Source organism: Synechococcus sp. BIOS-U3-1 (assembly GCF_014279975.1).
Taxonomy (GTDB): Bacteria; Cyanobacteriota; Cyanobacteriia; order PCC-6307; family Cyanobiaceae; genus Synechococcus_C.
This window is the reverse complement of sequence record NZ_CP047936.1, coordinates 605,545-630,929: the sequence shown is the minus strand read 5'-3', so window position 1 is coordinate 630,929 and position 25,385 is coordinate 605,545. Positions and strand designations below refer to the sequence as shown.

Here is a 25,385-nt window from a genome sequence, read left to right as displayed (position 1 = left end):
GCCGTTACGTCGCCATGCTGTCAGCCTGAGTCGCTTCATTCAACCCACTTCGTTCACATCATTCATCATGACTGATTAAATGTGTCTTACTAAGCAAGAAGCGGAGGCATGAGCTAGTACTGATTGTCCATAAAGTCTTACAAGCACAACAACAATAGAAAGCTGGGCCAGCTTTAAAGACGGCTGAACTCGCTGAGTTTTTTTACTTGTCCTGCGTCATCAGTGGTATCGATACGGTCATTTCAACGAATCAGATTCGCTTTAAAAAAGCCGAGCCCCAACCCAAAGCCTTTGGGCTTGTCCTCCAAAAAGGTAATGGCCAGCTCGAAATCCATCAGTCCCTCCCGCTCAATCAAATCGCGAGGCAACTGTCCCTGTCGCTGCTCCAGATAGCGAGCATGAATCTGCTGCTTGTTCTGGCTCAGAAACGTGACAATTTCGTTGAGCACATGATCCCGCCACTCATCCTTGTGGCTCTGTGGCACTGAAGTATCAGCCAAGGCTCCAGGTCTCAACATCGGTTTTGACGCTAGCGGCGACAGCCAGGCTGTTTCCTAGCGTTAAGACCTGATCGCAGCCATCACTTGCAGCGTCCAGAACCAACACCAGCCGATGCCACCCGGGCGATTCACCACGGGGAGAGCTTTGCGGAGGGGACGGGCACCGTGATGCCGCCGATCTACTCCACATCGACGTTTGCTCATGGCAACGCCGGTGGTTTCGATTACACCCGTTCAGGAAACCCCAACTTCCGCATCCTGGAGGGCGTGCTCGCTTCGGTGGAGCACTGCAACCATGCCACGGTGTTTGGCTCCGGCGTCAGCGCGATCACGGCGATCGCCTCCGGCCTGAGCCAAGGAGATCTGGTGCTCTGCGAGGAGAATCTCTACGGCTGCACCGTGCGGCTCTTTGAACAAGTGTTCGCCAAATTCGGAGTCCGAACTGAGTGGGTAGATTTCACATCAACTGAGGCTGTCTCCAGCATCGCGGCTCGAAAACCCGCGATGGTCTGGATTGAGAGTCCCACCAACCCACTGCTCAAGGTGATCGACCTGAAACAGGTCTGCGCAGCCGCCGCTGCCGTCGACGTACCAGTGGTCGTGGACAACACTTTCGCCACCGCACTTGTGCAGCGGCCCTTGCAGCTAGGGGCCACCCTTTCACTCACCAGCACAACCAAATACATCAACGGGCACTCTGACGCTCTTGGCGGAGCGGTCTGCACTGATGATCCGGCTTGGCATCAAAAAATGGTGTTCGCCCAGAAAGCCCTTGGCCTGCAGCCTTCCCCCTTCGATTGCTGGCTGATCACCCGCGGCATCAAGACCCTGCCTCTGCGACTCAGACAACAGATGGCCAGTGCGGCCGTCATAGCTGATCATCTCGCCAACCATATTCAGGTGAACTGGGTGCGCTATCCGCATCGCCCGGATCACCCCCAACACTCATTGGCGATTCAGCAGATGAGCAGCGGCGGCGCCATTGTCACGATCGGAGTCGAAGCCAGCCGCGACCAGGCTTACGCCATGTGCAAGGCCTTGCAATGGTTCACCATGGCCGAAAGTCTTGGGGGCGTAGAGAGCCTGATCTGCCACCCCGCCACGATGACTCATGCTTCGGTATCAACAGAAGTGAAGGAGAAACTGGGCATCAGCGATGGTTTGATCCGTCTCTCCGTGGGCTGTGAAGACGCTTCGGACCTGATTGCTGATCTCGACCAGGCACTTTGCTTGCTCCGATGAGTTCGCGTGACTTACTGCGCGATCCCTGCTGGCAAGGCAGTGATCTCGGCCACCCTCTTCCTGATGCCACCCATGCCGTGTCGGTGGCCCTGCCTCGATGGAGCGATGTCATCGCCTATGAGGAACAAGATCCTGCCTGCCGAGAAGCTTTGCGGGCGGTGTATCCGAGATTCGGCCAGCATCCGCTGGTTGAGAAGTTGGCGAAGCTGTCGCTGCAGGCCTCCGACGTTGGCAGCTCCAATGGAGCAAGCAGTTGGCCGTATCCGAGCCTCGCCGCGGCTGAAGCCGCTCTAGCCCACTGCCGGAGAACAAGGCCTCCGGGAGAAACACAGCTCAGCGCGATTCATGGCCTGACCTGCCTGATTGCTGATGCAGCCAGCACTCCTGCCGCGAAGGCGTTCTGGCAACACACTGGCCTTGGAGCGTCTTCCAGGCTGGCTGCCATTGCCCTCGGCCAGGAGCGAACTGCCAGCGGTTCGGCAGCAGAGAACGCCCGCAGCAATGTGACGCAGCGCCTGAAGCGGATCTATTGCTGCGAGGGGGATGCGATCAGCCTCCACCCCTCCGGAATGTCCGCTCTGCACAGAGCACTTCAACTGATCTCAGCCATTCGGCCCAACAGGCCCGTGCTGCAAATCGGTTTCCCCTATGTCGATGTGCTCAAGCTGCCCCAGGTGGTGTTCAACGGAGCCGAACTGCTGCTGGATGACAGTGCAGCCAGCGTGAGCGCCGCCCTCGAGCGGCTAAAACCCTCGGTAGTGGTGATTGAGCTACCCAGCAACCCCCTACTGCGCTGCATTGATCTATCAACCATCGCCAGGCTCGCCCACGAGAAGGGCATCCCCGTGATCGCCGACGACACCATCGGATCCGGAGTCAATATCGACGCGCTGCCACATGCCGATCTGGTGTTCAGCTCCCTCACCAAAAGCTTCGCCGGCCGAGGTGATGTTCTTGCAGGAAGTCTGGTGCTGAGTCACCACTCAACGTGGAGAGATCAGCTCGCTGCATCAGCTCGCTCCCTGCAGCCATTGGCGGAGCTTGCCGACATGGATGTCATCACCCTCGACCAGGGCAGTGAAGATGTGGTCGAGCGGGTGCACCAGCTCAATAGCAACACACTGTTTCTGGCTGAACGCCTACGCAAGCACCCCGCCGTAGCGAAGGTGTTCCATCCGGGTCAATGCAAGAACTTCAAGGCTCTGCAGCGGCCGGGAGCTGGCCATGGCTGTCTGCTGTCCTTTGAGCTGAAAGGTGGAACCCGGTCGGCACAAAAGGTCTACGACGCTCTCGAGGTCTGCAAGGGACCCAGTCTCGGCACCGCCTTCACACTGGTGTGCCCTTACGTGCTTCTTGCTCACTACGAAGAGCTGATATGGGCCAAGCGTTGCGATGTGCCATCCCATCTGCTGCGCGTCTCCGTAGGGCTTGAGGAGCAGCAAGATCTCTGGAATCGATTCCTGCTGGCTCTGGACAAGGCTTAAGCAGAAAACTGGGTTGATGAATGCTGAGTTGCTTCCTGCTGGATTGACAGAGTTTGAACAAGCTCTTAAGAGCCAGGCACCTGACGAAGAGTCTCCCTAAATTGCGAAAATTGGCCACTTTTTCGACTCCCTCATGTCTCGCGTTTACGCCGATAACAGCCAGGCCATCGGTAATACCCCCCTGGTGCGTCTAAACAATGTCACCAAGGGCTGCAAAGCCACCGTTCTTGCCAAAATTGAAGGACGCAATCCCGCATACAGCGTGAAGTGCCGCATCGGCGCGAACATGATCTGGGATGCCGAAAAGCGTGGCGAACTCACCGAAGGCAAGGTGATCGTTGAGCCCACATCAGGCAATACCGGCGTTGCTCTCGCCTTCACCGCCGCCGCTCGCGGTTACAAGCTCGTGCTCACAATGCCCGAGTCGATGTCGATCGAACGTCGCCGCGTGATGGCCGTTCTCGGCGCTGAAATCGTGCTCACCGAAGCTGCCAAAGGCATGCCTGGCGCCATTGCCAAAGCCAAGGAGATCGCTGCCAGCGACCCTGGTAAATACTTCATGCCCGGGCAGTTTGAGAATCCCGCCAACCCGGAGATTCACGAAAAGACCACTGGCCCTGAGATCTGGAACGACTGCGAAGGCGCCATCGACGTTCTGGTGGCCGGCGTGGGTACCGGCGGCACCATCACTGGCGTGTCCCGTTACATCAAGAACGCCAAAGGCAAGGCGATTGAATCGGTTGCCGTGGAGCCCAGCCATAGCCCAGTGATCACTCAGACCATGAACGGTGAGGACCTGAAGCCAGGCCCTCACAAGATCCAAGGAATCGGCGCCGGCTTCATTCCCAAGAACCTCGACCTGTCCGTGGTCGACAAAGTGGAACAGGTCACCAACGACGAGTCCGTTGAGATGGCTCTTCGTTTGGCCAAGGAAGAAGGACTGCTGGTGGGCATCTCTTGCGGAGCCGCAGCGGCCGCCGCCATTCGCCTGGCCAAGCAAGACGCTTATGCCGGCAAGACCATCGTGGTTGTTCTCCCCGATCTGGCCGAGCGCTACCTCTCTTCAGTGATGTTCGCCGACGTTCCCACAGGGATCATCGAGCAACCCGTCACAGCCTGAACCGCAGCTTTTGCACACCACTCAGCCCCGGAACACCGGGGCTTTTTTGATGCCGAGCTGGTCAGCCATCAGCTCAGGGAGTCACACCAGGCAGGACGGCATCCGGAGCGATCCACATGGCATCACCGTAGGAATAAAAGCGATAGGCCTCCTGAATGGCAATTTCATAAAGCTCAAGCAACCTGTTGCGTCCGATCAGAGCGCTGACCAAAAGCAACAGTGAGCTCTTGGGCAAATGAAAGTTGGTCAACAGACCCTGCACCACCAAAAAACGAAAGCCGGGCTGGATCACAAGATTCACAGGTCCCCGTAGCGGTTGCAGGCTGCCGCCCCCTGCTGCCGCCGCTCCCTCCAGAGCGCGCACACTGGTGGTGCCTACGGCAATCACACGGCCTCCACGCTGCCGGCATGCGACAACAGCAGCCACCAGCTCAGGAGTGACCTCCACCCATTCGCTATGCAGGCTCAGATCTGTGAGATCTTCAGTCTCCACCGGCCGGAATGTGCCCAACCCCACGTGCAACGTCACCGTGGCCAGTTGAACGCCGCGGCCACGGATCGCCTTCAAAAGCTCGTCACTGAGGTGCAAGCCCGCGGTTGGTGCAGCAACCGCTCCTGGGCTGGAGGCATAACGCGTCTGATAACGCTCCTGATCCGACTCATCGTGACGCGAGATGTAGGGCGGTAACGGCACTTCGCCATAGCGCTCAAGCAGCGCTTCGATCGCTGCAGCATCGATGAAAGCAGCAGGGAATTGGATCACGCGGCCGCCACTAGCGCCATCCGCGCTGACCACCTGCAGTGGAATGGGCTCCTGTTCAGGGGCTTCAAGCCAAACCTGATCACCGGGCTTCAATTTCTTGCCGGGTCTGGCAAGACAGAGCCAGCGGCCCTCACCGCGGGGCTCCAACACCAGAAGCTCCGCAAGACCACCACCGCAACGCCGCACCCTCAAGCGCGCCCGCAGGACCCGTGTGTCGTTCACCACCAGCAAGTCGCCAGCTCGAAGCTGATCCTGCCAATCCCAGACCTGACGATGCATAAGCTCCGTCGCTGATCGGGCCTGGGGGGGCGCCATCAGCAAACGTGCTGCATGGCGTGGCTCCACAGGTGCCTGCGCGATGCGCTCTTCAGGCAGTCGGTAGTCGTAGGAGCTGAGCTGAAGATCCCTTGGATCCACCACAAGGTTTAAAGATGATCAATCCATGCTGCCTGAGGGCAAACTTCCACCCCTGCGGGTCGAACGGGGCACGAAATAGCGCACAATCGAAAACACCCGGCTCTGGTCGGTGGAAAGCGCTTCAAAAAGGTTGCGTGCCCTTTGGTTGAGTAGGGCCACATCCAATCGATCCCTAGGAATAGCCACAGGCATCACCACGGTCGTGGTGCGCTCAGGATGCCGTCGCTCCTGCTCCATCACGAAGTCACAGAAGGGATCAAGTAGCGAACTGTATGGGCTGTCGAGCAGCACCAGCTCAAGAGCACCGGTGTCGGTACCCGCATAGCGATCCCACAACTGGCTGAGCTGGCCGGCATCCTCGTCCTTCTGCACCACCATCACCGCCGTGACCGAATCGGCAAACGAACAGGCGTAGCGCAACGCCTCAAAAGACGGTTGCATCACACTCGCGACCCAGACGATCGCATGGTGCCCAGTTGGTGGATCTCGGGGAACCAGCTTTAAGGACGACCCAACAGGGTCGAGAGCGAGGGCAGCGGAGATCTCCCGGTACCGGCGGCGGATCAAGGCCAATCCCCAGACCAAAAGCGGGATGGCGATCACCACAGTCCAAGCCCCCTCATCGAATTTGCTCACCACGATCACCACCAGCACCACGAAGGTGGTGATCGATCCGAGGGCATTCATCGCCATTCGCCCCCGCCAGCCCTCTCCACGCTGCTTCAACCAGCGACACACCAATCCCAGCTGCGACAGCGTGAAGGCGGTGAAGACCCCAAGGGCATACAGATTGACTGCAACGGTGGTATCACCCCTGCAGATCACGATGATCAGCGCCGTGATCGCCACCAACACCCCGATTCCGTTCTGATAAACAAGCCGATCACCAAGCAGCTTCATCTGCATCGGCAAGCACTGGTCTTCCGCCAGCATTGCCGCCAGACGGGGAAATCCGGAGAAGGCCGTGTTCGCTGCCAGCACCAGAATCAGCAGCGTTGAGATCTGCAGAGTCCAGTACAGAACGCTGCCATCACCAAACACGCGTTGACCGATCTGAGCCAACACGGTGATGTCGGGATTGGGTGCGACTCCATACATGAAGCCCATGGTGCTGACTGCAAGAAACATTGCCGACAGCAGAACACCCATCACCAGAAGGGTTTTACGGGCATTGACGGGAGCAGGCTCCCGGAAAACTTGAACACCATTGGCAATGGCTTCGATGCCGGTCATCGCTGAGCAGCCTGAGCTGAATGCCCGGAGGATCAGAAATAAGCCGATCGGCTGCAGCGCAGCCGCCATTGGAGGGGCATCGGGACTCCAGCCGTGATGGAAGGTGAGGTCCTTGAGCCCAGCAACCGTGAGCAGAACGATCATCACCACGAAGGCATAGGTGGGAACCGAGAACACACGCCCCGCTTCCCTCACCCCGCGAAGGTTTGCCCAGCCCACGAGCACGAGCAGCAGCAGAGCGATCGGAACCTCGTAGCCCAACAACGATGGATCCAGTGACGACAGGGCCTGGGTTCCAGCCATCAGGCTGACCGCTGCGGTGAGGGTGTAGTCGATTAGCAGCGCAGCGGCTGCCACCAATCCCACATTGCGTCCGAGATTGTCGCGGGCCACCACATAGGAACCGCCACCATTGGGATAAGCCGAGATCGCCTGCCGGTAGGACAGCACCACGATCGTGATCAAAGCGATGATCGCCAAGGTGATGGGGAGCGACAGCCGAAGAGCTGCGCCGCCTCCAAGGATCAGAATGCCAAGCGCCGCTTCCGTGGCATAGGCCACGGATGACAGAGCATCCGAGGACAAAATCGGCAGCGCCTGAAGATTGGGGAGTCGCTCATCCTTGGCACTGGAGCGCGGCAGGGGGCGGCCCAGCAGACGTGAAAAGGACGGAACAGACACAGGGCGACCTACACCACTTCAAGAGTGGCAAGGTTCCCTGAGCTCGGCAGCTGGGTGTCTTTTGCTGACCTGTTTCAGATCGCCAAACTTTCAGGGCGAGTTTCGATCAATTCAGCCAGATCTTTAAGGAACGCGGCACCATCGGCGCCATAAATCACACGGTGGTCCGCCGTGAGATTGACCTGCATTTGCCGCTTCACAGCGATAGATCCATCCTTTCCAGCCACGACGGCAGGTCTTGAAGCAGCCACCGCGAGAATGGCACCAGTGCCGGGAGGAAGGATGGCATCGAAGCGATCGACCCCGAACATGCCGAGATTGGAGAGGGTGAACGTTCCGGTGCTGTATTCCTCGGGCTGAAGCTGTTTGCTGCGAGAGCGCTTCACTAGATCCCCCCATTGGCGAGAGAGCTCATACAAATCGGTTCGATCGGCTTGACGCAGCACGGGTGTGATCAATCCACCGTCTTCCATCGCCACTGCAACTGCCACATTCACATCGGCGGGATAGCTCATGCCCGCGGCAGTGGTTGCGGCATTCACCTGCGGATGCCGCGCCAGGGTGACGGCAACAGCCTTAGCCAGAAGGGCCGTCATCGTGACGCCCTTGGGCTTCACCTGTTTATAGAAAGCATCGAGTAGGTCGGTGGTGATCGTGTAGCCCACCCGGAAGCAGGGGACGGCGAGGCTGGCCTCCATATTGCGATTCACCGCGCCCTGGAGCGTGTTGAACGCCACGGTGTCTCCAGGGCGACCAAAGCTGTTACCCGCGGGAGAGCTCGGAGCCTTGGCGGCGCTCGCAGCTCCAGAACTCACGGCAGCGGCGGTGCCTTCCCCAACCAAAGGCACACTGATCGGACGCCCAGCAGCGCGCTCCACGTCTTCGGCCTGAATTCGACCATTGGGGCCACTGCCGCGGATGCCGGCAAGGTCAACACCCATCTGAGAGGCCAGCTTCTTGGCCCTTGGACTGGCAATCAGTCGACCATTACTGGGCGGCGCAGCCGCCGGAGCAGGTGGGGCGACTGGTGCAGTTTGAGCAGGAACGGGAGAGGGTGCTGGGGAAGCAGGTGCCGTTGAAGCAGCCGCTGTTGGCGCAGCTGTTGGCGCAGCGGTGGCTGCGGGAGCCGATCCACCACCCGACGGCGCCTTGGCCTGGGCCTCGGCAATCTCAGCCTCGGTCTCCACGATCAAACCAATGGTCTCGCCCACGGGAGCCGTGCTGCCCGCAGGCATCAGAACAGCCGCGAGATAACCCTCATTGAAGGATTCGACATCCATGTCGGCCTTGTCGGACTCGACCACAAGCACAGACTCGCCGCGGCCCACCTTGTCGCCAGGGTTTTTGAGCCACTCAACAATCTTTCCCTCCGTCATCGTGGAGCTGAGGGCAGGCATGAAGATGTCGTGGGTTGCCAAAACCGTTTCCAGAGGGGCTGACTAGAAAAATCTTACGGGCCGGCAGGCCGGCCCTCGTCAGCGCTCAGCCCTGCTCGATGGCCTCGATCACACCGTCGCGCACCACGACAGCAACCTGCATCTTGCTCACCAGGTTGTCACCCACCTGTATGTCACAGAAGCTCTCGAGCTGACCCTGATCCACGATCTGTTCCATTTCAAGCTCGCGGACCTGAGCCTGCTGCTGAAGCAGATTGCGCTTCTGTTCTTCGAGCTCAGCCCGCTTGGCCGCAACCTGCTGCTGCACCTGAGCGACCTGTTCCTGCACACGCGGATCTAGGGGGTTGGCGCTCTGACGACGAACATCATCGACAACCTGCTGACCCTCCTGCTCAAGTTGAGCCAGTTGCTGGTCGCTGGTGGAGATGCCAGCGCTCAGCTCACGCTCAGCCTCCTCCTTCCAGGCCGGCGTGACCACGGCACGGATGGTGATGGAACGCTTGATCGACAGGGTGGTGCCGTCGGACATTGGGGCGGGGAATCAGCGCCAAGCGTCTCAGCCCCATGGCGGATGGTCAACCCGAGCCTGACCTAAGAGCTCTTAGCGGCCATACATGCTTTCGATTGCTGAGCGGTCCCGTTCCGTGATGCGGTCTCGGCGTTGCTTAAGCGTCTGAGTCAGCAGGCCGTTCTCAATCGAGAAGGCTTCCACGAGAGCGACACCAGCAAGACGCTCATCAGCCCTGGATCCAACACGCTCAGCCAAGAGTCGGTTCAACTCCCCGCGCAGCAGCTTGAACAAGCGCTGATCGCCTGGATCGCAGCCCTGAGAGCTAGCCCAGGCCTTGATCGCATCGGCCCGTGGCACTACCAGAGCCCCCAGCTGACGTTCGTCCTGCCCCACCAGCATCACCTGCTCGATCAGCGGGCTTGAGACCAGCGCCTCTTCAAGCGGCCCGGGCTCAATGTTCTCTCCGCTGCTGAGCACGATCGTGTCCTTGGCCCGTCCGGTGAGGACCACAGATCCATCAGGGAGAAGCATGCCCAGATCGCCTGTATCGAACCAGCCATCAGCATCAAGCACCTTGGCGGTGGCCTCAGGCTTGCCGAGGTATCCACCCATCACCTGAGGACCGTGCACCAACACCACACCGCGTTCTCGAAACCCAAGCGGTTGCCTGGTCTCGGCATCAACAATGCGGAATTCAGTGTCAGGGAGCGGTAGGCCAGAGCTACCGCGGATGTTGCGCCATGGCCGCCGGCAACTCACCACCGGACTGGTTTCCGTGAGGCCGTAACCAACCAGAAGCTCGATGCCCACCGCTTCAAAGAACGAATCAACGTGGGGAGCGATGGCGCCTCCTCCATTAATCGGGAAGCGCAGTGCTCCGCCACTGAGTTGCTGCCTCAGCTTTGGCCAGATCAGTTTGGAGGCAAGCGCATGGGCTGGCCAGCGGCGACTCGCCTCTGCAGCAGCTCTCAGACGGTCGCGCTTGCGTAGCGGCTGAATCATGAGGTCACGGCTGCGGCGCCTGGCGAGGCAGTACGCCTTGCTATTGGCCAAGGCTGCCCTCAACAGGCGTTGACGGGAAGCTGGAAAGGTCTTGACGGCATCCTCAAAGCCTGCCTGAACGGCTTCCCACAACCTGGGGACCGTGGCCATGATCACCGGCTTAACCCGAGGCAGATCCTTCTTGAGCTGCTTGATAGTGGTGTAACTCTGCGAGCAGGCACAAGAGAAGAAGTAATACTCAGCGCTGCGTTCGTAGGAATGCCAGATCGGTAGAACGCTCAACACCGGGGATCCTGGTTGCGGCCGAGTGACACAGGCGAGGCTCCGCATCTGATGCAGGAGGTTGGCATGCGTCAGCGGCACGCCCTTGGGCCGACCTGTAGTTCCACTCGTATACAAAATCGTGGCCGTGGTGGCTGGTGCAGAGACGCGGTCCCGCCCGGCCATTGGATCCGGTGCATCGTGGCCATCGGCAAGGGCGAGAAAAGCATCGAAATCAATCGCGCCCGTAGGAGCTGGGCCCTCCAGTACGAGCACAAAGCGCAGACGCTCCTGCATCTCCGCCGGCAGCTGTAAACGCTGCAGCAAATCAGCGGTTTGCACCACCAGCGCAACGGCCGCCGAATCCTCGAGGATGTAACGCAGCTCCTCCACAGGTGCTGCTGCCCCACGCACCGCATCAATGGCACCGGCCCGCATGAGGCCCTGATCGGCTACCAGCCAGCGAGGACTGTTCTCAGCGAAAAGGCCCACAACATCGCCGCTGCTGATCTTCAGACTGCGGAATGCGGCAGAGGCTTGATCAATCCGCTCAGCCAGCTCTCGATAGCTGAGACACTCGGGATGGGCGGCATGGGGAGCATCAACCGCCATCACCTCACCGTGATGGGATTTCAGCCAGGGCCAGACCTGATCCACCCTGCCGAGACTTTGAACATGATCCTGGCGAGCCAGTGCCACCTGCTCGCGAGAGGTTGGATGCCAGGTGGATTGAGCGGCGGCAGTCACGGAAACGGTTTGTAGTCGCCCAGGCCTATCACCTCAAGGCTGCTTCGGCAAACACAGCTGCTCGCCAACGCTCTCCTTCCAGACCAGATTGAAGCGAGTGGCCAGGGCATCGCGCAGCAGGGGTTGCACAATCTCGATCTCCAGTTCAGGAATCCAGTCGCAGAGGCGACCAACCGCTCGTCCTTTGAGTCCACAAGGCACCACGGACTCGAAACCCTCCAGATCGCAGGTCACGTTCAACGCAAGACCGTGCTGCGTGATCCAGCGACGGCAACCAACACCGATTGCCGCCACCTTTTGCTGATCAAGCCAGACCCCAGTGAGACCTTCGATCCGCACCCCCTGCAAGTCGAGAGCCTGCAACACATCAATCACCACCTGTTCCAGCTGACGCAGATACCAGTGCAGATCGGTGCGACGACGACGGAGATCCAGCACCGGGTAAGCCACCAGTTGACCGGGTGCGTGATGCGTCACCTCCCCACCACGATCAATGCGGTGCAGTGGGGCCGGCGGATGCTCCGGATCGAACAGCAGATGGTCTTCACTGGCGCCGCGGCCAAGGGTGTAACAGGGAGGGTGCTGCAGCAGCCAGACCGCTTCCGCATCAGCGGCGTGATCTGACTCCAGAAGCAACTGCTCCTGCCAACAGCGCTGCAGGTCCCAGGCCTGCTGAAAAGGCACCAGCTGTTCAGGCTGGAAAAGAAATGCCGAAGACCCGGTTCCGGAATCCGAAGGCGTCACTAGCTTTCCTTTAGGAGCAGACACCGGAGGGATGCATGAAGCTCTTGATCCATGGTCGCAATCTGGATGTGACTCCCGCATTGCGGGATTACACCGAGACGAAGCTTGATCGGGCAATCCATCACTTCAACGATCTCGTTCAGGAAGCGGATGTCCACCTGTCGGTAGCTCGCAATCCCCGCGTTCCCCAGCAAACAGCTGAGGTGACCGTCTTCGCCAACGGCACAGTGATTCGTGCCCAGGAACGCAGTGAGAATCTCTACGCCAGCATCGACTTGGTGGCGAGCAAGCTGGCACGTCAGCTTCGACGCTTCAAAGAACGCCACAGCGACCACCACCACAGCCCTGGCCATCGAGCCACCGAGACCCCAACGACTGAAGCGGTGCTCGATGACAGCCCCGTGGACGGTTCACTCCTCGCGGGGAAAGAGGCTCAACTGCCCAGCCCAGGTGTGCGCCGCAAGTACTTCGCCATGCCACCGATGACGCTGGATGACGCACGCACCCAGCTGGATCTCATCGACCATGACTTTTATCTATTTCGCGACAGTGAAAGCGGCGAGCTGCAGGTGATTTATCGGCGCAACCACGGTGGCTATGGAGTGATCCAGGCACGCAACTGACCCTTTCATGGCGGCTTGATCCGTCGTTTGCTCAGCGATGACCAAGTCACCGCGCCGGCAGGATCTGCCGGACATCCCCCCTCTGATTCACCAAGCTCTGCTCAATCCACTGCTGCAGGAGGAGGAACTGTTCACGCTTTGCGACGCCGCCAGGCAACTGGGATTCGGCGGAGTCTGCGTCAGCCTCGTTCACCTCGAAGCTGTCCGCAGGCGCCTGGGGGGTCATGGACCGGTGAGGTTGATCGCCACTGTTGCCTTCCCTTTTGGAGCGCTGCCTGCCGAGCTGAAACAAGCCCAAGCCGAATGGGCTGCTGCCCATGGAGCCGACGCTCTCGAAGTCACACCGGACTGGTCAGCACTTGTGAACGGCCGTGCCAACAGCTTTGCCGAAGAGCTGGCGGCGATCGCGGCACTGGATCTGCCCATGACCGTAGTGCTGGACGTCAATCAACTGAATGAAGCGCAGCTTGCTCTCGCAGCAGAAGCTGCCATGGATGCAGGCGCTGCATCGCTCCAGGCCGGCAATGGTTTTGGAGCAGCCGTCTCAGCCAATCAGATCCGGGAACTCAGGCAGCTCACCCGAGGCCGTTGCGCCATCAAGGCTGCCGGTGGAATCCGAGAACTTGAACTGGCGCTTGATCTCGTTGAAGCAGGAGCCATCGCGCTGGGCACCGGTCATGGTCCAGCGTTGGTGAAGGCTCTGCGACAACCGCGATGAGTGGAGACAAGCGCCTGACGGGATTGGCCCTCAAGGTGGGGCCCCTCGGAGAGCACGATCGTTTGTTGACCCTGCTCAGTGATGAAGACGGCGTGGTGCGACTTGCAGTGCCCGGAGCACGTAAACCACGTAGCAGCCTTGCCGCTGCAGTTCCGCTCACCCTGCTGGATCTGCAGGTGGTGGGTCGTCGCAGTTTGAAGAGGGTGCGTCAGCTGCAGGTCGTGCACAACTACAGCGGTGTTGGGAAGCAACTGGAAACATTGGCTGCCGCCCAAGCCCTGGCGGAACTGGCCATTGCCCTTGTGAGCGACTGCGACCCTGTTCCAGGAATGCTCGACACGGTGCTGATTCATCTCGAGAGCTTCGAAAGCCTGAGCCGCTCCAGCCAACCAGACGCAGATCTCTGCTTAGCGATGCTCGTGCAGGCAGGAGTCCATCTACTGGCTCTGGGCGGCTATGGAATTCCACTACAGATTTGCTGCCGCACAGGAGCTGAACTGGCCCCTCCGATTGGTGAGTGGGCATGGCGCTGCAGCCTTCTACCTGAGGAGGGATTGGCGATCGGATCCTTACCGGGCGCCACAATTCAGTTCAACCCATCCGAGCTGGCTCTTTTGCAACGGTTGCCCAGGGCGGAAGTGCCAAGGAGACGCGATGGCGAACTGATGGGTCCGCGTCCGGTGTGGCTAAAGCTTCTGGCTGTCCTGGAATGCTGGTGCCGCACCCATTTGCCCCGCCCAGTGCGTTCACTGGAGATGGTCGGCAACTGCATGCCTCCGCAGTGAGCGATCATGACCCGATCATTGCTCGAACCTTGAGCGGATCCCCCCTGAACAGTCCAGAGCCGGTCCTACCCACCGGCAATAATCCGGAGGGAGGCCGCGGGCTCCAGGCCGTGTTGCGCCTGAGCGACTTCCGCAAACTCTGGATCGGCCAGATCTTTTCCCAGCTGGCGGACAAGTTCTACATCGTGCTGATGGTCTTTCTGATCGATCAGCACTTGCTGCTCACATCGCAGCAGAACGGCGTTCTTGCAGAGGTGGCCTCCGATTACGGCTTCGATATCAGCACCCGCACACAGGTGATCACCCTCCTCGCCACAGGGATCTTCGTGGCGAACACACTGCCAGCGATGGTCTTGGGCAGCGTGGCGGGGGTTTGGGTTGACCGCTGGCCAAAACGGCGCGTGATGGTGGCCTCGAACGGACTGAGGGCCTTGATGGTGATGCTGACCCCTCTGTTCCTGATCCCTGGTCCTCTCATCTTGGGACTGCCCTGGGGCTACTGGGGCCTGATCGGCATGACGTTTGTTGAATCAATCCTCACGCAGTTCTTCGCACCCGCCGAACAGGCGGCCATCACCCTGCTTGTACCGGGCGAACACCTGTTGGCAGCGAACTCGCTCTACCAAACCACAAGTATGGGAGCCACGATCGTTGGCTTCGCTCTGGGTGAGCCAATCCTGCGAGGTCTGAATCACCTGTTCAGCGCGATCGGCGTGCGCGGTGGTGAATTCATTCTGCTGCCGTTCTGTTATGGCATGGCAGCTCTGAGCCTGCTGGCGGTGCGCTACCGAGAACGGGAGATCCAAAACGATGGTCGATCGGTCTGGCACGAAATCGGAGAAGGACTACAGGTGCTGAAGCGCATCCCCACGGTGCGCAACGCCATGGTTCATCTGGTGCTGCTTTACAGCCTGCTTGCAGCTCTCTACGTTCTGGCCCTTCAGCTGGCAGGCCTGATTCGCAGTCTCGGGCCCTCTGGTTTCGGCATGCTGCTGGCGATGAGCGGACTGGGAATGGCTATCGGCGCGGTGATGATGGCCCAGCTTGGTCATCACTTCAGTCGCCGCCGACTCTCCGCTGCAGGGCTTGGACTGATCACCTTTTCACTGGTCTTGCTCAGCCAGTTCAAGGGCTCACTCAATAGCACTCTGGCGTTCTGCGGGATCCTCGGCGTCGGAGCCGCACTAGTCGCCATTCCGGCACAGACCACCATCCAGGAGGAAACTCCGGAATCCCAGAGAGGCAGGGTCTTCGGTCTTCAGAACAATCTGATCAACATCGCCCTCAGCCTGCCGCTAGTGCTGGCAGGCACTTTGGTCAGCAGCATTGGGCTTAGTCCAGTGTTGTGGTTGCTCGCCCTGCTGGCTCTTATTGCCGCGCTACTCGAACGCCCCTGGCAACGCTGCTAGCGTCGGCCATGGCTTGTGAGCGCTGGCGGTGACGCATATTGCCTGGCTGGGCAAAAAAACTCCGTTCTGCGGCAATGTCACCTATGGGCTGAGCACAACGGAGGCCCTGAAGGCACGGGGGCATCAGACCAGTTTCATCCACTTCGATAACCCGAAGGCACCTGGCAGCAGCACATCGCTTCTGGCCAATGATCCCGATGTCAGCCTTCCCTATCTGGTCAAATCGCAGGTCTACACAATCCCCTCACCAGGAGCCCAGCGTGAGTTGCGGGAATCGCTGGAACGCCTGCAACCCGATCTGGTGCATGCGAGCCTCACGCTGTCGCCGCTGGATTTCCGACTTCCGGAGCTTTGTCAGCAGTTGGGGGTCCCCCTGGTGGCCACCTTCCACCCTCCCTTCGACGCCAGCCTTCGCAACCTGACGGCAGGCACACAGCAACTCACCTATCAGCTCTACGCACCTGCGCTCTCGAAGTACGACCGGGTGATCGTGTTTTCAGATTTACAAGCTGAATTCCTGGCGCGTCTCGGCGTGCGCGAAGACCGTTTAGCCGTGATCCCAAACGGGGTTGACACCAACCAATGGCGTCCTTCAGAGCCACAGACACAGCCTGGCATCACACCGGCAGCCGGCAGCGCAATGCATCAGGTGCGCTCCCGTCTTGGTCAGGAGCGCATCGTCCTTTACATGGGGCGAGTCGCCACCGAAAAAAACGTGGAGGCTCTTCTGCAGTCCTGGCGCCTGGTGCCAATGGAGGGATGTCGTCTAGTGATTGTAGGCGAGGGGCCTCTGCGCAGCACTCTGCAAAACAGTTACGACGAAGGCGTCCTTTGGTGGGGCTATGAAGCAGATCTGGCCACGCGCATTGCCTTAATGCAATGCGCCGAAGTGTTCGTGCTGCCCTCTCTCGTGGAGGGGCTGTCACTCGCCCTGCTTGAAGCCATGGCTAGTGGCTGTGCCTGTGTGGCCACCGATGCTGGCGCCGATGGAGAAGTGCTCGCCGGCGGGGCGGGGATTGTGATGAGCACCCTGGGGGTCACCAGCCAACTGCGCACCTTGCTTCCGGTGCTGCGTGATCAACCTGTGTTGACGCGTGAACTCGGTCGACAGGCTCGAGAAAGAGTGTTGGAGAAATACACGATCAGCCGCAATATTGACGCCCTCGAGCAGTTGTATGGCGACCTGGTGCGCAGAGCTCCGCTGGCGGCCTGAGACATCGGCATCACCAAACACTTAGCCCATATCAACGCTGAGAGCTCCAGCGAGTGAGATCACAAACAAAAAAAATACTGAAGGAGCAACAATGAATCAATTGGTATGACTATTTTCCAAAAAAGGCAAAGTTGCCATGACATTTGTATTTAGCTCTAACCAGATCTCCGGTTTTGCAAGTAGTAGCTCAAACTTCACGCTGAACAATCCACTGTCATTCGTCGCGACACGAATTGACGAGCAAAACAACTCAAAATTCGACGTCCTGCTCTATGGCGTGAACAATGACACGGAATTGAATCCCCAAATCATTCTGAGCAACAGTCAATCTGCGGACAAACAGTCGATCAGCAGCATCAATATCGCAAATGGGGACGCGTGGCTAAAGACAGAAAAGAACTCGATCCCAACCTCCAAAACGACACAGGCTGGCACTCTCGGCAGCGTGAGCACACGACATTTTTCTCATATCTTCAAGCCTGGCAACTTCAAACTCAAAATCAAACAAAATGGTGAATCTATAGAACAGGAAGCCATCAACTACGAGGCGAATGCGAATGGACTGATCGCCACCTTCGCCAACGGGGTGAAGATCCAGCTCTCATCTCCAAATACTGCAGTTCAAATTCGCCGATACGATCTTGAAAACGCATGGGGAACGGACAGTGAGAATGGATTGTGGGCTCAGGATCTTAAGTACTCTAAAAGCAACTACAACCAATCAATCAATACGATTGCCACAGCTGATCCCAACTCATTTCCAATCGGCAATAATGTCATCATCTCAGAGCCCATCGAAGATTCCGAAGGTCGCATCAAAGTAGCTTTTCAGTTTCCCTACAGCAGCGCAACATTTGGCATCAATTCAGCCAATCCGCTCATTGAACAAGACAAGCAGGGGAACTATATCGTCCGAGACAAGGGAGACTATTTATCCAAATCCTTCTTCCCCTCCTTCGAAGAACTTCAAGCCAAAGACCTAAATACTGGAGACTACCCCTGGTATGGCGCTTATACCGAAGACCCTCAGAGTCCAAACACAAATCAATCACAACCTTTTCTCTATCTCAACGGCGCCTTGGGCGTTAACCGCACTGATCAATACGACCGGAATCTGATCAACGGCACATTAAACAATCTTGATCCATACAACCGATTTCCCGATGTTGTGGGAGTTGAGGGTGACGCATTTGACAACTTTCAATTTGTTGTCACCATGAATGTCCCCAAGGAAACAGTTTTCCGTCCCAAGGGCGGTGGCTACGACCGCAACAACAGCTCCTATACAGATTTCCAGAAAACAGACAACACAATCCCAGGAGCTCTGGAAGGTTTTAAGCTGCAAAACGATGGTACCTATCAGTTCAAGATCCCTGATGGTCAAACCATCGGATTCCACAACCCGGCGATCGGAAAGGGACTCGCCAAAACAGTTGATCCCTCGCGATCTGACATTACATTCAGTGAGTGGTATGAAAACTGGTGGGAAAGCAATACAGTCAAAAGGAATTTCCCATGGACAGGACGCGGATACACTTATGACCCTTACTACCCAAGCAATGAGGGATGGAATGACAATCCTGCGATCGGGCCTGGGGTAGGCGAACTTGTCCAATCCTGGAGACCTCATAATGCAAATAAGGCAGACTGGATGTATGAAATTCTAGAAGTACAAACCATTCCGGAAGCTCTTGGCGCAGCTTCAACAGCAATGGGGAGCGACCTCAATCTCAACATCAAAAAACTCGGCGGAAACAAGGCGACCGTTTATATCTATGAAGCAGATTCAATCACTGGCCTGCTCAATACAGCGCCAATAGCAGATGATAGAACGCCCCCTGCAGACGGAAGCTATTACTATCCTGGAGACAAAGACTACATTCAAAAAGCAATCTCCAGCGCAAAAACAACGATACACTTCAGCGATCTTCCAAACAGAGGCGAGGAAAAAAATTACAAGCTGCTTGATCTGAACACTGGTAAAAACTACGGATTCATCATTGATATTGATGGTGAATTATTCGCAAGTTACGGCGAGACGGCGAATCAGTTCATTGGCTTATCTAGCTTTGAATCGGCCAACCAGTCATCGGTGTCGATAGGCTTCGAAGACACAAAACTGGGTGTTGGTGATAACGATTTCAATGACCTGATTTTCACAATCTCCAACACAATTTGAATCCAGCAGCTCGGCTTTGCTCTAGCGCAAAGCTCGTCCATGTTCAGCGGCAGCAACCACCGCTTCGATCAAGGCTGTCCGCACACCGGCACTCTCCAATGTGCGAAGTGCTGCCATGGTCGTACCGCCAGGAGAGGCGACCATATCCTTGAGCAGAGCTGGATGGAGTTGCTGCTGATCGAGAAGTGCGGCAGTTCCAGCCAATGTTCGATGAGCGAGCCGGTGGGCTAGCTCACGCGGCAAACCTGCGGCCACTGCACCATCAGCCATGGCCTCGGCAACCAAGGCCACATAGGCAGGGCCTGAGGAGGTGAGAGCAAGAAACGCATCAAGCCTGGATTCCGGCAACTCAAGAACCTCGCTGACAGGATCGAAAGCCGCCTTCACCCACTGACGCTGCTGGGCCGTGATGCCCTCTCCCCATGCCAACCCACACAACCCTTCACCCACCAAACAAGGAGTATTGGGCACTGCACGGACGCACGCACGTCCTGGGAATTGATTCTGAAGACGCTCCAGGGTGACACCCGCCAACACGGAGATCAGCAGCGGCGGCTGGTCGGATTGAGCTGGCCCAACACACTCGGCCACAGCATCAAGCTGCTGGGGCTTCACGGCCAGCAACTGAACCGAAGCATTCCAGGCCGAGACTGCCCTGGGGTCAGATGCTGGAACAACAGTCAAGCCATTGGGCAAATCAGGAATTAACCGGGAGACGGACGCTTGACTACCGACAACCCCGATGACATCAGCTGGAAGCAGTTTGCCTCTTTCAATCAGAGGAAAGATCAGGGCCTGAGCCATCCGACCCAAGCCAATCACACCAAGCGAAAAGGTCACTGAAGCGAAAACTCAAAGAGCGGCAGCATCCGAAACAGACCAAGCCGGTGCAGGAGCAACACTGCTCTCAGCCGAAGCTTGTTCAACATCCCTGGTTACAACAGTAGGAGTAGTGCTTTCGTCCTGACTGGCATTCGTCACGGTGACGCAACTCGGGGCGAACAAGAAAATGCTCTCTCCAACACGCTCTTGATGACCATCGATGGCAAAAGTTCCACCAGCAACAAAGTCAACCGCTCTTTGAGCCTGGTCCGGCTCCATCATCGTGAGGTTAAGAATCACGGTTTTGCGTTCACGCAATGCCTGAATGGCTCTTGGCATTTCATCAAAGCTGCGGGGTTCCATTAGTGAAACCTCTGCAGTGCCGGAACTGATTCCAGGCATGCCGATCACATTGGAGCCCGTGAAACTCTGGTCCATCTCAAAAGGATTGGATGCATCCAGAGGAGCCAGAGCACTGGTATTCACAGACGACATGCCCTGCATGCTGTCTTCTTGCTCACCGGTGTCGTAATCGAGCTCGTCATAATCGCCGTCCAGGTAATCATCACCAGCAACGACCGCGCGAAGGCGAGAAATCAACGACACTGGAAATCTGCAGAACCTTGACCCTGAATAGCGCTCAAGGGAGTTGTGAGCAAGCGTGTCCAGATGAATTGATGTCCATCTCACAAAGTTGATTGGATCATTCCGATCCGGGAATCAGCGGCGGCCGGGCACCAAACAGGGCCGATCCCACTCGCACCCAGGTCGCACCGGCAGCTGCCGCTTGCGGCCAGTCGCCGCTCATTCCCATCGAACACTGAGACAGATCAAGCTCATCTGCCAGATCACGGCAATCCCTGAAAAGGTCCTGACGCTCATTGCTGTCCAGTTCCAACGGGGCCATGGTCATCAACCCTGAGGCCTTCAGGCCCGGCAATTGGCGCAGCACCGGCCAGGCCTCTTTCAGTGACTGTGGGTCCCAACCACCCTTGGATGGATCTGACCTCAGCTTCACCTGAAACAACACGGAGGGGTAACGCCCCTCCTCCAGGGCAATTCGGGATGAACGTTCCGCTAGTGCCATCGAGTCAATGGAATGAATCCAGCTAAAGGCCTTCACCACCGCACGCACCTTGTTGGCCTGCAGGCGGCCAATGAAATGCCAGCGCAAATCGATGAGGTCAGACAGAGCTTCCTGTTTGGGCAAGGCTTCCTGAACCCGGCTTTCCCCAAAATCAATCTGACCGCAAGCGGCAAGTTCTCGAACTGCTGAAGCAGGCTGCATCTTGCTCACAGCAAGCAGATTGACTCCCTGCGGGAGACGCTGTTGCAGTTGCTGCCAGCGGCTCTGAATCTCCGTCACCCGAGCTGTCCTTCTTGCATGGTCAGATGAAGGTCTGGTCGAACAACTGCTTCCAGCTGCCGTAATCCTCCGAGGCATCCCGACGTCGGCGGGCGAGATTCAGCTCGGCGTGGTGGCGCGCATCCAAATAAGGAATCACCTCGAACTGAGCCCCTCGAGGCTGCAGGGTGACGAGAAAGAACATGCGCTGGGCATACAACGTGGCATACACATCACGACCTTCCCCGGCAGGGGCCACTCTGTAGAGCATCCCAAAGGTGGGATGGTTGAGATAACCCTCAGCGCTCACAGACCTGAACACGGCAATTAGAGAGCACCGTACCTTCCGCGCAGAACAAGAACGGTGACAAGCCCCACAGCAGCCACCCCATTCAAAATGCTACGGGCAGCACCCTTCGAGAGATGCTCCGGACGAAATGAATCCGCAGGCAACCAGGTTCCACCACGAGCAAGCAGTGCTTCAGCGCCCTGTTCAGCACGCAGCAAAATATTGGCAAGCAAACGCTCACCCACTGAAAGCACGAGAGCGAAGGAGGCTTTGAAACCGAGCTGACGCAGGTTGACGGCACGACTAGCAAGAGAGCGCAATAGGTTCTGGAGCTCCTCCTGGACCAATGGCAGAAAGCGAAGAGCCAGAAGCAACTGAAAGCTCAGTCGATCAATCGGCACTCCAAGACGAGCCAGAGGAGCCAGCCACCAACTCAGAGACCACATCAACTCCTCACTTGGAGTGGACAGCAACATCAGATTCACGCTGTGGACAACGGTCACGATCAGAGTGGCGCTGTTCAATCCCAGCTCCGCTGAGCGGCGATCGACCACAAGCGGGCCGAGCTTCAGGGACCCCAATTGCAGTGGACCCAGGCGAATCAACTCCCAGGAGGGTGAGGTCAGCGTGAGACCTGGAATCTCCCCTGGTGGCCGCAGATTCACGCTGGCTCCGGGATCACCAGTCGGAAGCAACATGGCCAACAATCCGACCGCGCACCCCAGAACACTGACCAACAGCAACGAGCGCCACCACAGCCGAGCCGGCAATCCACTCACCAACGTGATCATCAACAGAGCCAGCACAAGCGCCACTCGCCACAGCGGACCTGCCAACACAGGAGTGAGCAGAAACACCAGGACCCATAACAGCTTGAGACGGGGATCTAGCTGGCGCAGCCATCCACCGGCTCCATCCACGTACTGACCGATCGGAATCTGCCTCAGCCAATCCATGCCGCTCAGCCCTGATGGTTCTGCTGCCTGGCCAGCTCCTTTTCGGCGTCCCTCTGCTGCTTCCCACGCCAAAACAACTTCAGAGGAGTGCCGTCAAATCCGAGCCCTTCCCGTATCTGACGTTCGACATAGCGTCGATAGGTATCCCCAAAAAGCTTGGGGTCATTGACGAACAGAGTGAAACTCGGGGGCCTGGTCGCCACCTGGGTGCCGTAGTACACCCGGCCCTGACGTCCACCTCTCGTTGTCGGCGGGCTCCGCCAGCTGAGGGCTTCCTTGAGCACTTCATTGACCACGGAGGTGGTGACACGACGACGGTGCTGCTCCACAGCCAGAACAGCTAAGGCGAAAATGCTGTCGACACGCTGGCCGGTGAGAGCCGAAGTGAACAGCATCGGGGCCCAGTCGAGGAAATACAGCTTGGAACGCAGCTCCTTCTCCATGGCCGTCATGGTGTGGCTGTCCTTCTCCACGGCATCCCATTTATTGACAACGACCACACAAGCCCGACCGTCTTCTTCGATACGACCTGCCAAACGTTGATCCTGCTCAGTGACACCATCCAGCGCATCAATGACCAGCACACACACATCACTGCGCTCAATCGCCTTAAAACTGCGGTTGATTCCGAAGAATTCAGGCCCGTAATTAACACTGCGGCGCCGCCGGATTCCAGCGGTGTCGACCAGGCGCCAGGGATGATTTTCCCGCACAATGCTGGTATCGATCGTGTCGCGTGTGGTGCCTCGAATCGGACTCACGATGGCCCTCTGTTCACCACAAATGGCATTCAGAAGACTTGATTTCCCCACGTTCGGGCGACCAATGATGGCCATTTGAATTGGCTCTTCCTGGTCACCCTCCTGATCCTTCGTCGGCAGGAATGTCAGCACCCTGTCCAGGACCTCCGCAGTGCCAGCGCCATGGATCGCAGAAATGGGGTAGGGCTCTCCCAGGCCAAGGCTCCAGAACTCCGCCGCCATGGCGAGACCTTGATCGGGTGACTCGCACTTGTTCACCGCGAGCAACGTTGGACAACGCTGACCACGCAGGAACTCAGCGATGGCTTCATCCGATGCCGTAAGACCTTGCTGACCGTCAACTATCACGACAGCGACACTGGCCTCCTCGAGAGCCAGAGCAGCCTGCTCACGAATTTCAGGCAGAAACTCACTGTCGTCGTCGAACACCAGTCCACCGGTGTCGACCACCTTGAATTCGCGATCCCCCCAGTAGCCATCCTGATAGGTGCGATCACGGGTCACACCCGGCTGGTCGTGAACGATCGCCTCGCGACTTCGGCAGAGACGATTCACAAGCGTGGACTTGCCAACGTTGGGGCGCCCGATGATCGCGACGACGGGACGCGCCAAGAAAGTCCACAGAAAGAACAGACTTGACAGTACAGAGGCGCCTGTCGGTGGGATCAAGAGCCGCAACGTCCAGCTGGACTTTTCATTTCACCAACAAGAATGGGAATTCTTTCCGAACGAGACCAGTAAGACCCAGACGAGACAGCTAGCGATAGGTCAGTGAACCCGCCATCACATCGCCATGCTCGAACTGATCGCCACCCTGGTGGTGGACCTCTCAGATCAACAGCTCACCGTCTACGACAACAACCATGAGATCGTGCGGGTCATCCCCGTAAGTACTGGAAAGGCAGCTACGCCAACCCCTACGGGTGAAGCCAAGGTGGTGACCAAATACTCCTCCGTGACCATGCATGGCCGTGGCTATGTCGCACCCGGCGTGCCCTATGCGATGTGCATCACCGCCAACGAGATGATTTGCATGCACGGCGCTCCATGGCAGGAAGATGCCGGACAAGCCTTCGGAGTTCCCCGCAGTCATGGCTGCATCCGCATGCCCACGCAACAAGCTCGCTGGCTGTTTGAGAACACGCTCAAGGGCACCAAGGTGGTTATTCAGGTGTGAAGCTCATTCCACCGGTGGATCGCCGGGGTGCCCACGCACCGGATCCACCGGAGCATCGAGCAAAAGCGGCAGAGCCCCTTGTTCTGGCAACAGCTCACCATCTGACTTCAGCCAGGCCAGCAACCAGTTCACCGCAGTAGCGCGACGAGTGCGCCTTGGGTAGAGCTCAGTGATTCGATAGCCGCTGAACTGCAGCTGCTGCTTCAGCAGCTGTTTGGATTCCTTTGGAATCGAGCGGGTCAGACGAACCGAAGCGGGCCGCGACGTGATGACCGGCGGAGCTTCCGGGAAGGATTCTCTCCAGGTAGCAGGCGTTGCAGGGCCCGCCAGCCACGGTCCCGCCCCACTCTCAGGGCAGAGATATCCCAATCGCTCCCAAACCAGCGACGCCACGAATTGATCGCTGAGGCGATCTTCGAGGATCGCGACCAGAAGAGTCCGGCTCAGGCTCCAAGAGTGTGATGACATCGCCGCATGTTGTCATCCACAGCCGCTGCGGCTGCGGAGATGTCACGACGTCTCCTCAGGCACTTCTATTACCTTTTGAAGCCTGTACGTCTTCGACACATCTCTGGAACCGAAGACGTCGCTTCTTGGTGATGCGCACCTGCAGCGTCTGATTTTTCGACTTCCGGACGAAGTCATGGCAACAGCCAAGCGCGATCGCCGGCGTTTACTTAAGAAGACAGAGACCGCTGAAGTGTCACCCCCTCCCTGGAATGCGCAAGGCAGGGTGTGCTTCAGCTACAGCCTCGAGCCGGTGCCCGGCTTCAGGTCTTGAAAGTTCAAGTACTCCATCTCGATGCTCCCCACCAGGGAGGACTAGCCAGTCCACACAGCATTCAGAACGTGAACCTTCGGGTGCCACTCGACCTGATGCAGGAAGTCGAGCGGCTGGCCCTGTACGAAGACTGGTCCAACCAGGCCTGGCTCCGCAACGCCATCGAAGCCCAGGTTCGCGACACCCGCACCCGGCTCGGACTGGATGAGTCTGCGGCCTGAAGCC

General features: G+C 58.1%; 25 protein-coding genes. 11 read left to right on the top strand and 14 right to left on the bottom strand.

The genetic code is table 11. From position 1 onward, the window contains the following. Positions 1–242 precede the first annotated feature (242 nt). Positions 243–500, bottom strand: coding sequence for a hypothetical protein (locus SynBIOSU31_RS03135; RefSeq protein ID WP_186491976.1), 258 nt, complete (start codon positions 498–500; stop codon positions 243–245). An 84-nt stretch (positions 501–584) separates the two neighbouring features. Here SynBIOSU31_RS03135 and SynBIOSU31_RS03130 point away from each other — a divergent pair, with 84 nt between their 5' ends. The 3 genes from SynBIOSU31_RS03130 (at position 585) to cysK (ending at position 4,346) form a co-directional block, all read left to right on the top strand. Continuing rightward, a complete protein-coding gene (locus SynBIOSU31_RS03130) occupies positions 585–1,742 on the top strand; it encodes a trans-sulfuration enzyme family protein (RefSeq protein WP_186491975.1) in 1,158 nt (385 codons plus the stop codon). Continuing rightward, the gene (locus SynBIOSU31_RS03125; RefSeq protein WP_186491973.1) at positions 1,739–3,226 is read left to right on the top strand and encodes a PLP-dependent transferase; all 1,488 of its coding nucleotides are present in this window, start codon (positions 1,739–1,741) and stop codon (positions 3,224–3,226) included. The genes SynBIOSU31_RS03130 and SynBIOSU31_RS03125 overlap by 4 nt, the downstream gene beginning before the upstream one ends. Positions 3,227–3,359: 133 nt before the next feature. Further along, positions 3,360–4,346 (top strand): cysteine synthase A, encoded by a 987-nt coding sequence (gene cysK, locus SynBIOSU31_RS03120; RefSeq protein WP_186491967.1) that lies wholly within the window; start codon positions 3,360–3,362, stop codon positions 4,344–4,346. A gap of 73 nt (positions 4,347–4,419) precedes the next feature. Here the strand turns inward: cysK and queA are convergent, their stop codons facing one another. From queA to lipB, 6 genes are all read right to left on the bottom strand, one after another. Beyond that, complete coding sequence (gene queA, locus SynBIOSU31_RS03115; protein WP_186491966.1) at positions 4,420–5,529, bottom strand: tRNA preQ1(34) S-adenosylmethionine ribosyltransferase-isomerase QueA; 1,110 nt, start codon at positions 5,527–5,529, stop codon at positions 4,420–4,422. A 15-nt stretch (positions 5,530–5,544) separates the two neighbouring features. After that, positions 5,545–7,440 carry an APC family permease gene (locus SynBIOSU31_RS03110; RefSeq protein ID WP_255477325.1) on the bottom strand — a complete coding sequence of 632 codons (1,896 nt, stop codon included), beginning with the start codon at positions 7,438–7,440 and terminating at the stop codon, positions 5,545–5,547. A gap of 74 nt (positions 7,441–7,514) precedes the next feature. Continuing rightward, a complete protein-coding gene (locus SynBIOSU31_RS03105) occupies positions 7,515–8,837 on the bottom strand; it encodes a dihydrolipoamide acetyltransferase family protein (protein ID WP_255477324.1) in 1,323 nt (440 codons plus the stop codon). Between the two features lie 85 nt (positions 8,838–8,922). Next, positions 8,923–9,366, bottom strand: coding sequence for a YlqD family protein (locus tag SynBIOSU31_RS03100; RefSeq protein ID WP_186491962.1), 444 nt, complete (start codon positions 9,364–9,366; stop codon positions 8,923–8,925). Between the two features lie 72 nt (positions 9,367–9,438). Next, a complete protein-coding gene (locus SynBIOSU31_RS03095; protein WP_186491960.1) occupies positions 9,439–11,358 on the bottom strand; it encodes an AMP-binding protein in 1,920 nt (639 codons plus the stop codon). A 33-nt stretch (positions 11,359–11,391) separates the two neighbouring features. After that, positions 11,392–12,042: a lipoyl(octanoyl) transferase LipB gene (gene lipB / locus SynBIOSU31_RS03090; RefSeq protein ID WP_370593701.1), complete on the bottom strand. Its 651-nt coding sequence runs from the start codon at positions 12,040–12,042 to the stop codon at positions 11,392–11,394. A gap of 95 nt (positions 12,043–12,137) precedes the next feature. Here lipB and hpf point away from each other — a divergent pair, with 95 nt between their 5' ends. The 6 genes from hpf to SynBIOSU31_RS03060 all read left to right on the top strand — a co-directional run bounded on the left by hpf (position 12,138) and on the right by SynBIOSU31_RS03060 (position 19,029). Then, on the top strand, positions 12,138–12,725 hold the full coding sequence (gene hpf / locus SynBIOSU31_RS03085) for a ribosome hibernation-promoting factor, HPF/YfiA family (protein ID WP_186491956.1): 588 nt from the start codon (positions 12,138–12,140) through the stop codon (positions 12,723–12,725). 37 nt (positions 12,726–12,762) lie between these two features. Further along, entirely contained in the window at positions 12,763–13,443 is a 681-nt protein-coding gene (locus tag SynBIOSU31_RS03080; RefSeq protein ID WP_186491955.1) for a 2-deoxyribose-5-phosphate aldolase, read from the top strand. Further along, positions 13,440–14,228, top strand: a complete 789-nt coding sequence (gene recO, locus SynBIOSU31_RS03075; RefSeq protein WP_186491954.1) for a DNA repair protein RecO — start codon at positions 13,440–13,442, stop codon at positions 14,226–14,228. Before SynBIOSU31_RS03080 ends, recO begins: the two co-directional genes overlap by 4 nt. A 29-nt stretch (positions 14,229–14,257) precedes the next feature. After that, positions 14,258–15,637 carry an MFS transporter gene (locus SynBIOSU31_RS03070; protein ID WP_255477322.1) on the top strand — a complete coding sequence of 460 codons (1,380 nt, stop codon included), beginning with the start codon at positions 14,258–14,260 and terminating at the stop codon, positions 15,635–15,637. Between the two features lie 28 nt (positions 15,638–15,665). Beyond that, complete coding sequence (locus tag SynBIOSU31_RS03065; protein WP_186491952.1) at positions 15,666–16,850, top strand: glycosyltransferase family 4 protein; 1,185 nt, start codon at positions 15,666–15,668, stop codon at positions 16,848–16,850. A gap of 136 nt (positions 16,851–16,986) precedes the next feature. Continuing rightward, the gene (locus SynBIOSU31_RS03060; protein ID WP_186491951.1) at positions 16,987–19,029 is read left to right on the top strand and encodes a hypothetical protein; all 2,043 of its coding nucleotides are present in this window, start codon (positions 16,987–16,989) and stop codon (positions 19,027–19,029) included. A 21-nt stretch (positions 19,030–19,050) separates the two neighbouring features. Here SynBIOSU31_RS03060 and proC read toward each other — a convergent pair whose 3' ends face one another. The 6 genes from proC to der all read right to left on the bottom strand — a co-directional run bounded on the left by proC (position 19,051) and on the right by der (position 23,814). Beyond that, the gene (gene proC / locus SynBIOSU31_RS03055) at positions 19,051–19,869 is read right to left on the bottom strand and encodes a pyrroline-5-carboxylate reductase (RefSeq protein ID WP_186491950.1); all 819 of its coding nucleotides are present in this window, start codon (positions 19,867–19,869) and stop codon (positions 19,051–19,053) included. 12 nt (positions 19,870–19,881) lie between these two features. Continuing rightward, positions 19,882–20,457, bottom strand: coding sequence for a cell division protein SepF (locus SynBIOSU31_RS03050; RefSeq protein WP_186491949.1), 576 nt, complete (start codon positions 20,455–20,457; stop codon positions 19,882–19,884). Between the two features lie 97 nt (positions 20,458–20,554). Continuing rightward, entirely contained in the window at positions 20,555–21,217 is a 663-nt protein-coding gene (locus tag SynBIOSU31_RS03045) for a YggS family pyridoxal phosphate-dependent enzyme (protein WP_255477321.1), read from the bottom strand. A gap of 22 nt (positions 21,218–21,239) precedes the next feature. Further along, positions 21,240–21,506 (bottom strand): PipX family protein, encoded by a 267-nt coding sequence (locus tag SynBIOSU31_RS03040; RefSeq protein ID WP_067093917.1) that lies wholly within the window; start codon positions 21,504–21,506, stop codon positions 21,240–21,242. A gap of 17 nt (positions 21,507–21,523) precedes the next feature. Further along, the gene (locus SynBIOSU31_RS03035; protein WP_186491947.1) at positions 21,524–22,441 is read right to left on the bottom strand and encodes an energy-coupling factor transporter transmembrane component T family protein; all 918 of its coding nucleotides are present in this window, start codon (positions 22,439–22,441) and stop codon (positions 21,524–21,526) included. Positions 22,442–22,446: 5 nt separating this feature from the next. After that, positions 22,447–23,814, bottom strand: coding sequence for a ribosome biogenesis GTPase Der (gene der, locus SynBIOSU31_RS03030; protein WP_186491945.1), 1,368 nt, complete (start codon positions 23,812–23,814; stop codon positions 22,447–22,449). 181 nt (positions 23,815–23,995) lie between these two features. Here der and SynBIOSU31_RS03025 point away from each other — a divergent pair, with 181 nt between their 5' ends. Further along, positions 23,996–24,379 carry a L,D-transpeptidase gene (locus SynBIOSU31_RS03025; protein ID WP_186491943.1) on the top strand — a complete coding sequence of 128 codons (384 nt, stop codon included), beginning with the start codon at positions 23,996–23,998 and terminating at the stop codon, positions 24,377–24,379. A gap of 3 nt (positions 24,380–24,382) precedes the next feature. Here the strand turns inward: SynBIOSU31_RS03025 and SynBIOSU31_RS03020 are convergent, their stop codons facing one another. Then, positions 24,383–24,847, bottom strand: a complete 465-nt coding sequence (locus SynBIOSU31_RS03020) for a DUF1823 family protein (protein WP_186491941.1) — start codon at positions 24,845–24,847, stop codon at positions 24,383–24,385. Between the two features lie 267 nt (positions 24,848–25,114). On the opposite strand from SynBIOSU31_RS03020, the gene SynBIOSU31_RS14675 reads away from it, so the two are divergent. Continuing rightward, positions 25,115–25,381: a hypothetical protein gene (locus SynBIOSU31_RS14675; protein WP_255477320.1), complete on the top strand. Its 267-nt coding sequence runs from the start codon at positions 25,115–25,117 to the stop codon at positions 25,379–25,381. The last annotated feature ends 4 nt before the right edge of the window (positions 25,382–25,385 follow it).